Annotated in this window: 11 protein-coding genes; 7 read left to right on the forward strand and 4 right to left on the reverse strand. The window is 34.3% G+C overall.

All coding sequences use genetic code 11. The features are described 5' to 3' along the window. Window positions 1-2: 2 nt before the first annotated feature. From ACJJV4_RS04345 to ftsY, 5 genes are all read left to right on the forward strand, one after another. The gene (locus ACJJV4_RS04345) at window positions 3-1,256 is read left to right on the forward strand and encodes a CinA family nicotinamide mononucleotide deamidase-related protein (protein WP_405292245.1); all 1,254 of its coding nucleotides are present in this window, start codon (window positions 3-5) and stop codon (window positions 1,254-1,256) included. Window positions 1,257-1,332: 76 nt separating this feature from the next. After that, the gene (gene rpmB / locus ACJJV4_RS04350; RefSeq protein WP_042500017.1) at window positions 1,333-1,572 is read left to right on the forward strand and encodes a 50S ribosomal protein L28; all 240 of its coding nucleotides are present in this window, start codon (window positions 1,333-1,335) and stop codon (window positions 1,570-1,572) included. Between the two features lie 25 nt (window positions 1,573-1,597). Next, the gene (gene rpmG / locus ACJJV4_RS04355) at window positions 1,598-1,780 is read left to right on the forward strand and encodes a 50S ribosomal protein L33 (protein WP_042500020.1); all 183 of its coding nucleotides are present in this window, start codon (window positions 1,598-1,600) and stop codon (window positions 1,778-1,780) included. A 49-nt stretch (window positions 1,781-1,829) separates the two neighbouring features. Beyond that, complete coding sequence (locus ACJJV4_RS04360) at window positions 1,830-1,982, forward strand: DUF4295 domain-containing protein (protein WP_158844456.1); 153 nt, start codon at window positions 1,830-1,832, stop codon at window positions 1,980-1,982. Window positions 1,983-2,240: 258 nt separating this feature from the next. Beyond that, complete coding sequence (gene ftsY, locus ACJJV4_RS04365; RefSeq protein WP_405292246.1) at window positions 2,241-3,215, forward strand: signal recognition particle-docking protein FtsY; 975 nt, start codon at window positions 2,241-2,243, stop codon at window positions 3,213-3,215. 3 nt (window positions 3,216-3,218) lie between these two features. Here ftsY and ACJJV4_RS04370 read toward each other — a convergent pair whose 3' ends face one another. Next, entirely contained in the window at window positions 3,219-5,405 is a 2,187-nt protein-coding gene (locus ACJJV4_RS04370) for a T9SS type B sorting domain-containing protein (protein ID WP_405292247.1), read from the reverse strand. 245 nt (window positions 5,406-5,650) lie between these two features. Beyond that, window positions 5,651-6,727, reverse strand: coding sequence for a serine hydrolase domain-containing protein (locus tag ACJJV4_RS04375; RefSeq protein WP_405292292.1), 1,077 nt, complete (start codon window positions 6,725-6,727; stop codon window positions 5,651-5,653). Window positions 6,728-6,857: 130 nt separating this feature from the next. On the opposite strand from ACJJV4_RS04375, the gene rimO reads away from it, so the two are divergent. Both rimO and ACJJV4_RS04385 read left to right on the forward strand, forming a co-directional pair. Beyond that, window positions 6,858-8,162, forward strand: a complete 1,305-nt coding sequence (gene rimO, locus ACJJV4_RS04380; protein WP_405292248.1) for a 30S ribosomal protein S12 methylthiotransferase RimO — start codon at window positions 6,858-6,860, stop codon at window positions 8,160-8,162. 18 nt (window positions 8,163-8,180) lie between these two features. Then, window positions 8,181-8,720 carry a peptidoglycan DD-metalloendopeptidase family protein gene (locus ACJJV4_RS04385; protein ID WP_405292249.1) on the forward strand — a complete coding sequence of 180 codons (540 nt, stop codon included), beginning with the start codon at window positions 8,181-8,183 and terminating at the stop codon, window positions 8,718-8,720. A 165-nt stretch (window positions 8,721-8,885) separates the two neighbouring features. On the opposite strand, the gene ACJJV4_RS04390 is transcribed toward ACJJV4_RS04385, so the two are convergent. Then, window positions 8,886-9,305: a BLUF domain-containing protein gene (locus ACJJV4_RS04390; protein ID WP_405292250.1), complete on the reverse strand. Its 420-nt coding sequence runs from the start codon at window positions 9,303-9,305 to the stop codon at window positions 8,886-8,888. Window positions 9,306-9,579: 274 nt separating this feature from the next. Continuing rightward, entirely contained in the window at window positions 9,580-12,936 is a 3,357-nt protein-coding gene (gene secA / locus ACJJV4_RS04395) for a preprotein translocase subunit SecA (protein ID WP_405292251.1), read from the reverse strand. Window positions 12,937-13,114: the final 178 nt, after the last annotated feature.

Below are 13,114 nucleotides of genomic sequence, written 5' to 3' on the forward strand. Positions count from 1 at the left end.
TTATGTTAGCAGAAATTATTACCATTGGAGACGAGCTACTTATTGGGCAAGTTATAGATACTAATTCTGCTTATATTGGCAAGCAACTTAATAAAATTGGAGTTTCGGTATATCAAATCACCTCTATTCAAGATGATAAAGAACATATTCTTCAAGCTTTTAAAGATGCCGAAAACCGTGTAGATATCATAATAATTACAGGTGGTTTAGGCCCGACAAAAGATGATATTACAAAAAAAACCATTGCAGAATACTTTAATGACACTTTAGTTAGAGACGTTTCGGTAGAAAAAAACATACAAGATCTTTGGACTAAATATGTTCGCCAAACTTTATTACAAGTTAATTTAGATCAGGCATTAGTGCCATCTAAATCTACTGTTTTAATGAATACATTAGGCACAGCTCCTGGAATGTGGATGGAAAGAAATAATAAGGTTTTTGTATCCTTGCCTGGTGTACCTTTTGAAATGGAAGGTTTAATAGACCGCGAAGTGGTACCAAGAATTAGAGATAAGTTTGATTGCCCTTATATTTTACATCGTACACTTTTAATTTTTGGCTTAGGCGAAAGTACATTAGCAGCCAGAATAGAAGATTGGGAAGATGCTTTACCAACAGAAATAAGATTAGCATATTTACCAAGTTTAGGGAATATGCGTTTACGTTTATCTTCTAAAGGTTTTGATAAAGATAAAGTAATAAGTAATGTACAGAAACAAATCGATACACTTATTCCTTTAATAAAAGAAGAGTTTGTTGGTTTTGAGGAAGATGATGCTTCTATAGAATCCATTATTGGAAAACAGCTTACCAAATTGGGTAAAACGGTAGCTACAGCAGAAAGTTGTACTGGTGGAAAAATAGCTGAACGTTTTACAGCCAATTCTGGTGCATCGGCATATTTTAAGGGTAGTGTAGTAAGTTACGCTACTGAGTCTAAAATTAATATTTTAGGAGTTAGTAAAGAAGCGATTGATGCCGATTCTGTAGTAAGTGCTAAGGTGGCCGAATCTATGGCAAAGCATGTTTTAGAATTATTTAATACCGATTTTGCAATTGCTACAACAGGGAATGCCGGACCAACAAAAGGTGATTCTGATGTTGAAGTTGGAACAGTTTTTATTGCCATAGCAACAAAAACGGCTGTTTATTCAGAAAAATTTATGTTAGGAGATCTTAGATTAAAAGTAATAAATAAAGGGGCTAACAAGGCTTTTGAAATGTTATTGAAAGAAATTTTTAAAAATAGATAAAAAATTGATTGTCATACCGTAAAGATTTTATATATTTGCACCTCGATTTTAAGCAACAAAATTAAAGTTATATAGAATGTCAAGAGTTTGTGAACTTACAGGAAAGAAGGCGATGGTTGGAAACAACGTGTCTCATGCATTAAACAGAACTAAACGCAAATTCAATGCGAATTTAGTAAAGAAACGTTTTTACCTTCCAGAAGAAGACAGCTGGATAACTTTAAAGGTTTCAACATCTGCTTTAAAAACAATTAATAAAATAGGTATTTCTGCAGCAATTAAAGATGCAAAATCTAAAGGATTTTTAACGAAGTAATTCGCTGTATTTAAAATAAAAAGAAATGGCAAAAAGAGGCAACAGAATACAAGTAATTTTAGAATGTACAGAACATAAAGAATCTGGTCAAGCAGGAACTTCACGTTACATTACTACAAAGAATAAAAAGAACACGCCAGATAGAATGGAGATTAAGAAATTTAATCCAATTCTTAAGCGTATGACAGTTCATAAAGAAATTAAATAATTAGGAATTTTATTTTTAAAATTTCAAATACCTTAAAAATATATAGGTCATGGCAAAGAAATCCGTAGCATCATTACAAACAGGATCTAAAAGATTAACAAAAGCAATAAAAATGGTAAAGTCTCCTAAAACTGGAGCTTACATGTTTGTTGAATCTATTATGAATCCAGAACAAGTAACTGACTTTTTAGCTAAAAAGTAATTTACACTGTTACACAATATTAAAAGCTGCTTTCGTTTTCGAAAGCAGCTTTTTTATTTTTATATTTGAAGATGTTAATCTAACTGACATATTAGCAGTAAAAAAATGTGGTAGGGATTTTGACTATACTAATTATAGGCAAGTTGCTAAAGTGATGCTTTTATTAAAAGTAATGGTGTTTAACTTTGCAGAATGAACTTGTATCGAAATAAGAACAAAAGGAGACTAACCACTCTTTAACTAACAACCAGCAAGAAAATGAGCTTTTTTAAAAAAATATTTTCGTCAGATAAAAAGGAAACCTTAGATAAAGGATTAGAAAAAACTAAATCTAGTTTTTTTGGAAAACTAAGCAAAGCGGTAGCCGGAAAATCTAAAGTAGACGATGAGGTTCTTGATAACCTTGAAGAAGTTTTAGTTTCTAGTGACGTTGGTGTAAATACTACGCTTAAAGTTATAGAACGTATTGAAGAGCGTGTTGCAAAAGATAAATATCTTGGTACCGACGAGCTTAATAAAATACTTCGTGAAGAAATTGCTGCTCTATTAAGCGAAACAAATTCTGGAGAAGATACTGATTACACAATTCCTACGTTACCAAAACAAGAAAACGGTGCAAAAACACCTTATGTTTTAATGGTGGTAGGGGTTAACGGTGTTGGTAAAACTACAACTATAGGTAAGTTAGCTTATCAGTTTAAAAAACAAGGTTTGAAGGTGGTTTTAGGTGCGGCAGATACGTTTCGTGCGGCAGCCATAGACCAATTACAAGTTTGGGCAGATCGTGTAGATGTACCAATGATTCGTCAGGAAATGGGAAGTGATCCTGCTTCTGTAGCGTTCGACGCATTAAAGTCTGGTGTTAATCAAGATGCCGATGTTATTATTATTGATACAGCTGGACGTCTACACAACAAAATAAACTTAATGAACGAGCTTACCAAGGTAAAGCGTGTTATGCAAAAAGTTGTTATAGATGCGCCTCATGATGTGCTTTTAGTATTAGATGGTTCTACAGGTCAAAATGCTTTTGAGCAAGCTAAGCAGTTTACAGCAGCTACAGAGGTAACATCTTTAGCGGTTACAAAGCTAGATGGAACGGCTAAAGGCGGTGTTGTTATTGGTATTTCCGATCAATTTAAAATTCCTGTAAAATATATTGGTGTTGGTGAAGGTATTGAAGATTTACAAGTGTTCAATAAATATGAATTTGTAGATTCTTTTTTCAAATAGAAATTATCTTTTTAGTGTAAAGTGTCCGGTGTAATTCTTGCCATCGGTACGTGTTACTACAAACCAATAATCTGAAGTTGGCATGTTTCTTCCATCATAACTTCCATCCCATGATGTGTTTTTATCTAAGGTTTTAAGTAGTTTTCCATATCTATCGTATATTTTTATGTCTAAAGTTTCTTCCGTTTCGGAATACTTAATAGACCATGTGTCATGAAATCCATCTCCATTTGGTGTAAAATACTTTGGAGCGTTTAATATGTAAACGTTTTCTGTAATAGTACCACAACCATTTTTATCTCTTACATAAATAGTGTATTCCCCTATAGGTAATTTTGTAAATACATTATCATCTTGGTAGTTGGTGTCATCTAAAGAGAATTCATAATCTCCAAGACTTAAGTTGGATAAATTAATAGTTATTGAATTGTTAGTGTCGGTCCAATCTTCAATTTCAATATTTTGAATAATGGCTTCGTTAGATAGTACGACTTCGAAATCTTTAGATGTAGAGCAAGTGTAGGTGGCGTAATCTTTAGTTACTGTTATGGAATAACTTCCAATATCTGCGGTTAAAATACTTATAGTTTGTGTTGTTTCTCCACTAGACCATAGGTAACTATCAAAGCCATTTCCTGCGTCTACCGTTATTTTATTATCGTCTTCACATATACCTATGAAATCAGGAATATCAATAATTGGCGTCGCTTGCAGCGAGATTGCTATTTCCGCTATTTGATAGCAATGATCTACGGAATCAATTCGAGCATAAATTACAGGATTATCTAAAGACCAATTATAACTAGTTGGCTCTAAAATATGTGTGTCTTCATAATAATTCTCCGCTCCCGATTGAGATGTGAAGAAATTGAAAATGCAATTACTACAGTTGGTTAACAGAAATTCGTAAGATGTAAAATCAATAACTTCTTCATTATCATTTAAATTATCACAGACGACAACTGATATATTATTTAAAGCGATTGTAGGTTCTACTATGGTTACTAATATGGCAAATCGATCATCACTTTCACAACCATTTATAGTTTCTTTTGCAGCGTAATAAGTAACTCCGTTGGTTAAACTTGTTTCCTCTGGTAAAATAATTCCTCCTATTTGTGCATCATACCAAGTAGCAGTTCCGCTAACTTCAATATTCGCTATAGTTGGGTTTTGTGTAGTACAAAATAACTGTTCGGCTTCACCGGTTAGGGCTTCTGGAGTTGCAATAATTTCTACTTCAAAATTATCTGAAGCAATTCTACAAAAAGCAGAGTTTATGTTACTGCCGTTGGCAACAGCTAATCTATATAGAAATAATCCAGAGGAGCTTGTGTCTGAAAATTGATAGTTTGGGGTGGTCTCTCCAACAATATCCGTCCAGGTATTACCAGTATCATTAGAAAACTGCCATTGATATTGTGGGTCGGTATATCCGGAAGAAACATTAGCTTGAAAAGTATAGTTTACACTTTCGTTTTGGCAAATAGATAAAGCTGTTGCAGCGTCGTTGTCAATAGAATTAATTATAGTTGGGCCACAAGGTCTAAAGCTAATATCATCTAATGCAATATCGTTACCAGGATGTGCGCTAGGCGCAGAGTTTAAAATACTAATAACAACTTCCGCGTCAGCTCCCGATGTAAAAAAGAAGCCATATTGTAACCATGTTGGTGAAGATGTTTGGTTAATATCTCCTGTGCTATAAAACCCTAAAATATTACCAGAAGTGTCACTAATTCTGAAGGTTACATTCGGGCTATATTGATCCGTAAGTCCTGCGTTGGGGTTCAATAAATTTATTAACCATGCTGAAAATTCATAAGTAGTATTCGGGCAAAGCCCTGAAACTGTTTTAGTATAAAATACACCTTCATTTGCTATTACGGCGCTATTAATTACCATCATATAACCGTTTGAATTACCTGTATGATCGGTAGTTACGTGCCAGGCATTTCCTTTTAGGCCACTTGAAGAGTTTACTATGCTGTATTCACCTTCGTCAAGCTCACCACTAGCTCTATAAGTGAAAGCTGTAATAGCAGAACCTAATGCGCTTCCTCTATTTGATCCCGATCCGAAGTCGATTTCTACAATAGGGTCGCCTAAGCTACCTTCACATAATTGCGCGTGAGATTGGATGTAAATACAGAATATTGTAAGTAGAGAGAATATATGTTTCTTTTGCAAAGTCTTTTCTTTAAACGAGTTTTTCAGCAGGAAGTATTAATAACAAAGTTTTATTAATACTTTACTTTTTAATACGTTGATTTAGTAATAACGTTTAGATGTGTTTTAGAAGAAAAACTTGCGTTTGAAGTTTTAATAGAGGCTTATGGATATTGTTAGTAAGTATTTGTCAATTGTATTAATCAGACTGTTTAGATAAATAACAGTGTTCGTTTTATTTTTAAGATGAAGAAGATAGGTAAAGCTTACTCAATTAAAGCATTGATTTTAGCCCATAACTCGTTATCAAAACTAGATAAGGCGAAATTTTCGCTATCGGCAGCGTTGCCCATTCTTACAATTACTAGTTTTTTACTTGGTACAATATAAATTTTCTGATCGTTTTTACCTAAAGCGGCATACATATCATCAGGGGCATTCGGAACTAGTTTTCCATTAAACTCTAATTGACTTTGCGGTAAATGGTAGCTTGATTTTCCGTTAAGCCACCATAAATAGCCATAAGCCTCATTAATGTTTTGCGAGGTATTAATCGCTTCATTTAAAAAAGCTTCAGATATAATTTGTGTTTCACCCCATGTTCCGTTGGCATACATTAAAAGTCCAAAGCGTGCCATACTTCGTGTGTTGCTCCAATAAACACTTAAATTATTGAGAGAAATCCATTGACCACTCATACCTATTTTATCCTTAAGGTTTTCACTGAAATAAGTGTCCCAATTTTGGCCGGTTGCTGCGGCGACTACATCTTGTGTTTTTACATACACATTGTGGTAGGCCCAACGCGAGTTTGCATCCGCTATATATTGTAGGTTTTCTGGAGTTACATTGTCTCCTAAACTATCGTCCAAACCAGAGCTCATAGATAGTAAGTTTTTAGTTGAAATTAGGTTCTCTTTTTCTAAAGTCAAACTCGTCCAGCCAATTCCTAAATAGTCAGATGCTTTAGTGTTTATATCTAAAAAACTTTGGTCTTGCGCTATTCCTGCAGTTGCTGCGGTCAACGTTTTTCCTGCACTTGCCCAGTACCAAGATTTTGTGCTGCTATGGTCGTTCATGTAGTGCTCAACTACAAGCTTACCATCATGTAAAATGATAAAGCTTTTACTGTTTTTTTCTTCTAAGTAATCGAGTAGTGGTTGTAGTTCGTTAGCGTTCCAGTTTGAATCGCTTATGGATTTTGTTTCCCAAACATCTGAACTTAAAGAAGGAAAATAAATGGGTTCAACAGTTGGGTTTTCTTCTATAATTAGATTGTTTTCAGAAGAACAATTCAAAATTAATAATACGAAAACTAGATTGATATGGCGTAAATACTTCATCATAGTAAATTTAATAATTTAGACTGTAAAACGGACTATTGGTTTAATCTAAATTTCTAATGGTGTTATTCTTCAATCATTCCTAGTAAATCAATCCGCATTGCGTATCTTTGCACACTTAATTTTTGGTATGAGAACAAAGACACTTAAAAAGAACAAAATCAACGTAGTAACACTAGGCTGTAGTAAAAATGTTTACGATAGCGAAGTGCTTATGGGGCAACTTAAAGCCAGCGGAAAAGATGTTGTACATGAAGAAGAAGGTAATATTGTGGTTATAAACACCTGCGGTTTTATCAATAATGCGAAGGAAGAAAGTGTAAATACTATTCTTGAATACGTACAGAAAAAAAACGATGGTGATGTAGATAAAGTCTTTGTTACCGGTTGTTTAAGTGAACGTTATAAGCCAGATTTGATAAAAGAAATCCCTAATGTGGATGAGTATTTTGGAACTACTGAGTTGCCAGGGTTACTAAAAGCTTTGGGTGCCGATTACCGACACGAATTAATTGGTGAGCGTTTAACAACAACGCCAAAAAACTATGCTTACTTAAAAATTGCAGAAGGTTGCGATAGACCATGTTCTTTTTGTGCCATTCCTTTAATGCGCGGGAAACATAAAAGTACACCTATTGAAGATTTGGTTACCGAATCGGAAAAACTAGCAGCTAAAGGCGTTAAAGAATTGATATTAATTGCCCAAGATTTAACATATTACGGACTTGATATTTATAAAAAACGAAACTTAGCAGAGCTATTAGAGGCTTTAGTAAAAGTAGAAGGTATCGAGTGGATCCGTTTACATTACGCATTTCCAACAGGCTTTCCTTTAGATGTTTTAGATGTTATGAAACGCGAATCTAAAGTTTGTAATTATCTAGATATTCCTTTACAGCATATTTCAGACTCTGTTTTAAAAAGTATGCGTCGTGGTACTAATAAAGCGAAAACAACAAAATTAATTAGTCAGTTTAGAGAAGCTGTGCCAGAAATGACAATTAGAACAACGCTAATTGTTGGATATCCTGGTGAAACAGAAGAGAATTTTCAAGAGTTAAAACAATGGGTTAGCGATATGCGTTTTGAGCGTTTAGGTTGTTTTACTTATTCTCATGAAGAAAATACACATGCTTATACTCTAGAGGACGATGTGCCAGAAGAGGTTAAAGTTGATAGAGCAAACCAAATTATGGAAATTCAATCTCAAATTTCTTGGGAATTGAATCAATATAAAATAGGGGAGACTTTTAAAGTGGTTATCGATAGAAAAGAAGGTAATTATTTTGTTGGTCGTACTGAGTTTGATTCTCCAGATGTAGATAACGAAGTATTAATCGATGCCTCTAAATGTTATTTGAAAACAGGTGAATTTGCTACTGTAAAAGTAACAGAGGCAGAAGATTTTGATTTATATGCTGAAGTAGTTCTTTAGCCTCTAAGTATTGGTACAATGAAGGATATCAATTTTATGAAATTTCTGAGAGATTTATGTCCTGAAAGCATTTTTGTTTTAGATGCTAATATTCCGAAATCTAAATATGTACCAATAAGTTTATCTGAATCTAACGGAATTCTTAATGCTATAGATGTATCATCGTCTGACGTATTAGCCCATTTTGTAAACACCCATATTAAAAAACATAATGGCGAAGTAGCTTATGGCGGTTATTTAGAGGTGAGAAACATTTATAAGCGTAGTACGCATTTTAGCAGTCAAGCTGAAGAAGAACGTAATATCCACTTAGGCGTCGATTTATGGAGTCCCATTGGAACGTCGATTTATACACCGTTTGATTCCGTAGTGCATAGCTTTAACAATAATGAGAACTTTGGCGATTACGGACCAACCATTATATTAAAGCATACTTTACAAAATGTTGAATTTTATACTCTTTACGGACATTTAAGTTTGGCATCCATAGATAATCTTGAAGTTGGACAAAGCTTTAAGCGAGCTGATAAAATTGCTGAGTTAGGGGGGCTTCTGTAAATGGTGATTATCCTCCGCATTTACATTTTCAGATTATTAGAGATATTCAAGATTGTTCAGGGGATTACCCAGGAGTTTGCTCTAATAAAGATTTGGCGTTTTATGAGAGTAATTGTCCGGACCCAATGTTGATACTAAATATATAGCCTGCCAAATCATAGCATATTAATCCACAAAATTCTCGCGTAAAAGTGTTGCCACTTCGGGTAGATGTGTAATTAACTCCTCAATCACTTCAGGGTCGGTTAAATCCGTTCTAAAACCGGGGAGCATGCTTAGTTCTGCATCGTCAAAGTTTGCACAGCCCATGGCCCAATTAGTAAAAAGACGTTCTTTTACAGAACTATCATGAATAATTTTTAAGTCTTTATGTCGTGGGTCTCTTCGTAAACGCACTAAAAGATCGTCTATCATTTCAGGTTGGCCTTCAATTATTTGAAGAAAATAGCCATGTTTATGCATTAAAACACCACTAATATTATCAATTGAATTAAAACCACGAGAATCATGAAGTAGGTCTAGTAATTGTCGTTTATTGAATAGCTCTACGGCCTGGCTAGAGTAAATAAGGCGGCGAAGTATCATATTCTTTGTTATATGAAGTTATTAATCTATAAACTACATATATAATTTCGTTTAGGGCACGCAAACTACATATATACAAATTTATGCTTTTTTTCTTACAATGTCAAGATAGAATTTTATTTTTATAAGAAAGGTTCTAGGTCGTTAATTTATCAGTTTTCTTTAATTTTTAGATAGTTAGTGGGTTTAATTATATAATTAAAACAAAAAAATCCCAACAGGAAACTGTTGGGATTTTAATATAATAAGCTTTCTTTTTTAAAAGGAATTGAAATTATTCTTCAACAATAACCCATTCGCCTTTGGCTAATAAAGGTTCAGCCTGTTTAAACTTCACTGTTTTATTTTCACCGTTCATTACGTTTTTTATAGTAACACGATCGTTTCTACCAATTTTTGGTTGATCACGTACTATGGTTTCCGTAACCTGCTGTTGTTGCGATTGCGTATTTCCGGCAGCTCTACTTTGTGCAGAACGTTCGTCTAAGTTAGGGATTTCCTCTTTTTGAGTATTTAAGTTTTCTTGTTTTCTATCTTGTGCTTCTTGAATAGTATTTTGTGTTTCCTGAGGTAATTCACCTTTAAATAAGAATGAAATTACGTCTTTATTCACTTCATCAATCATGGCTTTAAACAATTCAAAAGCTTCGAACTTATAGATAAGTAATGGATCTTTTTGTTCGTGCACTGCTAATTGTACCGATTGCTTAAGTTCGTCCATTTTGCGTAAATGCGTTTTCCAAGCATCATCAATAATGGCTAAAGTAATGTTCTTCTCGAAATCGGTAATTAATTGTTTTCCTTGTGTTTCGTATGCTTTTTCTAAATCGGTAACAACATTTAATGTTTTAATACCATCTGTAAAAGGCACTACAATACGCTTAAATTTATCGCCTTGAGTTTCGAATACGTTTTTAATAACAGGGAATGCACTTTCTGCATTACGCATCATTTTTTCTTTGTAATTCTCAAATGCCGCTTTGTAAATTTGAGCAGTGATATCTTGAGCAGAAAGTTTTCCGAATTCAGCTTCGGTTACAGGAGAGCTCATTGAGAAATAACGAATTAATTCAAATTCGAAATTCTTAAAGTCGTTAGCACCTTTATTTGTTTCTGTAATACCTTCCGATGTATCGAAAATCATGTTTGCTAAATCTACACGTAAACGTTCTCCAAATAATGCATGGTGACGACGTTTATAAACAACTTCACGTTGCGCGTTCATAACGTCATCATATTCTAATAAACGCTTACGAACTCCAAATTGGTTTTCTTCAACTTTTTTCTGTGCACGCTCAATAGACTTAGAAATCATAGAATGTTGAATCACTTCACCTTCCTGTAATCCCATTTTATCCATCATTTTGGCAATACGCTCACTACCAAACAATCTCATTAAATTATCTTCTAGAGATACGTAAAACTGAGAACTTCCTGGATCTCCTTGACGACCAGCACGACCACGTAACTGCCTATCTACACGACGAGAATCGTGACGTTCTGTACCAACAATTGCTAAACCTCCAGCAGCTTTAACTTCGGCAGATAATTTAATATCGGTACCACGACCAGCCATATTGGTTGCAATAGTTACTTGTCCAGATTTACCAGCCTGATCTACAATGTCAGCCTCTTTTTTATGTTGTTTCGCATTTAATACGTTGTGCGGTATTTTACGAATGCTAAGCATTTTGCCTAGTAATTCCGAAATCTCTACCGATGTTGTACCAATTAAAACTGGACGTCCAGCTTCTGCTAATTTAGTAACATCATCAATAACGGCATTGTATTTTTCACGCTTCGTTTTATAAACTAAATCCTCTTTATCATCACGAGCAATAGGGCGGTTGGTTGGTATTTCTACAACATCCAATTTGTAAATTTCCCAAAACTCACCAGCTTCTGTAACTGCTGTACCCGTCATACCACTTAGTTTGCGGTACATTCTAAAGTAATTTTGTAGTGTTACCGTAGCAAAAGTTTGGGTAGCATCTTCAATTTTTACATTTTCTTTAGCTTCAATGGCTTGGTGTAACCCATCGGAGTAACGACGACCGTCCATAATACGACCTGTTTGCTCATCGACAATCATTACTTTATTTTCCATCACCACATATTGAGTGTCTTTTTCAAATAAAGCATAAGCTTTTAAAAGCTGATTTAAGGTATGTATACGCTCAGATTTTATACCAAAATCTTTATATAATTCTTCTTTTTGTTCAGCTTCGTCTTCTTTAGAAAGACCTTGACTTTCAATTTTAGCAATTTCAAGTCCAATTTCTGGTAAGATGAAGAAATCTGGGTTATCCTTTCCAGAAATATACTCAACACCTTTATCCGTTAATTCAACTTGATTATTTTTCTCTTCAATTACATAGTACAATTCCTCATCAACCTTTGGCATTTCACGGTTGTTATCTGCCATGAAATAGTTTTCGGTTTTTTGTAATAATTGCTTGACACCTTCTTCAGATAAAAACTTAATAAGGGCTTTGTTTTTTGGGATACCACGGTAAACACGTAGTAATTTTAAACCACCATCTTTAGTATCTCCATCTTTAATAAGTTTTTTAGCTTCTGCTAAAACGCCTGTTAAATACTTACGCTGTACGGTTACAATATCGTCAACCTTTGGCTTAAGCTCTGTAAATTCGTGACGCTCACCTTGTGGTATTGGACCAGAAATAATTAATGGCGTACGTGCATCATCAACTAAAACCGAATCCACCTCATCTACAATGGCATAGTGGTGAGGGCGTTGCACTAAATCGTCTGGCGAATGTGCCATGTTATCACGTAAGTAATCGAAACCAAATTCGTTATTAGTACCATAAGTAATATCGGCATTATAAGCCGCTTTACGTTCTGGCGAGTTTGGTTTAAAATAATCTATACAAGCAACGCTTAAACCATGGAACTCAAAAATAGGAGCCATCCACGCGCTATCACGTTTTGCTAAGTAATCGTTCACCGTTACTAAATGCACACCTTTACCAGCAAGTGCATTTAAGTAAACAGGTAAGGTTGCAACTAATGTTTTACCTTCACCCGTTTGCATTTCTGCGATTTTACCTTGGTGCATAGCAATACCACCAATAAGTTGCACATCATAATGCACCATATCCCAAGTAATAGCTTTTCCTGCAGCATCCCAAGAGTTTGCCCAAGTCGCTTGGTCACCTTCTAGAGTAACATAAGCTTTATCGGCAGAAATAGATCTATCGAACTCGTTAGCTGTAACTTTAATTTCTGTGTTTTTTGTAAAACGTTTTGCCGTTTCTTTTACCACTGCAAAGGCTTCTGGTAAAATAGTGTTTAAAACATCTTCGGTAATTTTATAAGCTTCATCTTTTAATTTATCAATTTCTAAATAAATATCTTCACGACGATCAATATCTTCTGTAGATTCTGCTTCGTTAACTAAGTTCGCAATATTATCGTTAGTCGCTTGAGTAGCTTCGGCAATTTTAGCTTTAAATTCGGCTGTTTTTGCTCTTAATTGGTCGTGCGATAATGCTTCTAAAGCCGCCTCGTATGTAGTAATTTGTTTGACTATAGGTGTAATGGCTTTTACATCTTGTTTCGATTTATCGCCAACAAATACCTTTAGTATAGAATCTAAAAATGTCATGTTTTTAATTTTATATAAATATGTTTTCTAGGACAATCCTAGGTGTTTTTTAGTTAAATTAGAGTATTAAAATAAGCCGTTCTATGAGCTGTTAAAAGCATAGTGTTGGCTATGTATATTTTAATATCAAAGATACCTTTTAGAACAAAAAAAAAGCCTCAATTCGAGACTTTTTAAC

It is taken from the genome of Algibacter sp. Ld11 (assembly GCF_045066735.1).
Lineage (GTDB): Bacteria > Bacteroidota > Bacteroidia > Flavobacteriales > Flavobacteriaceae > Algibacter.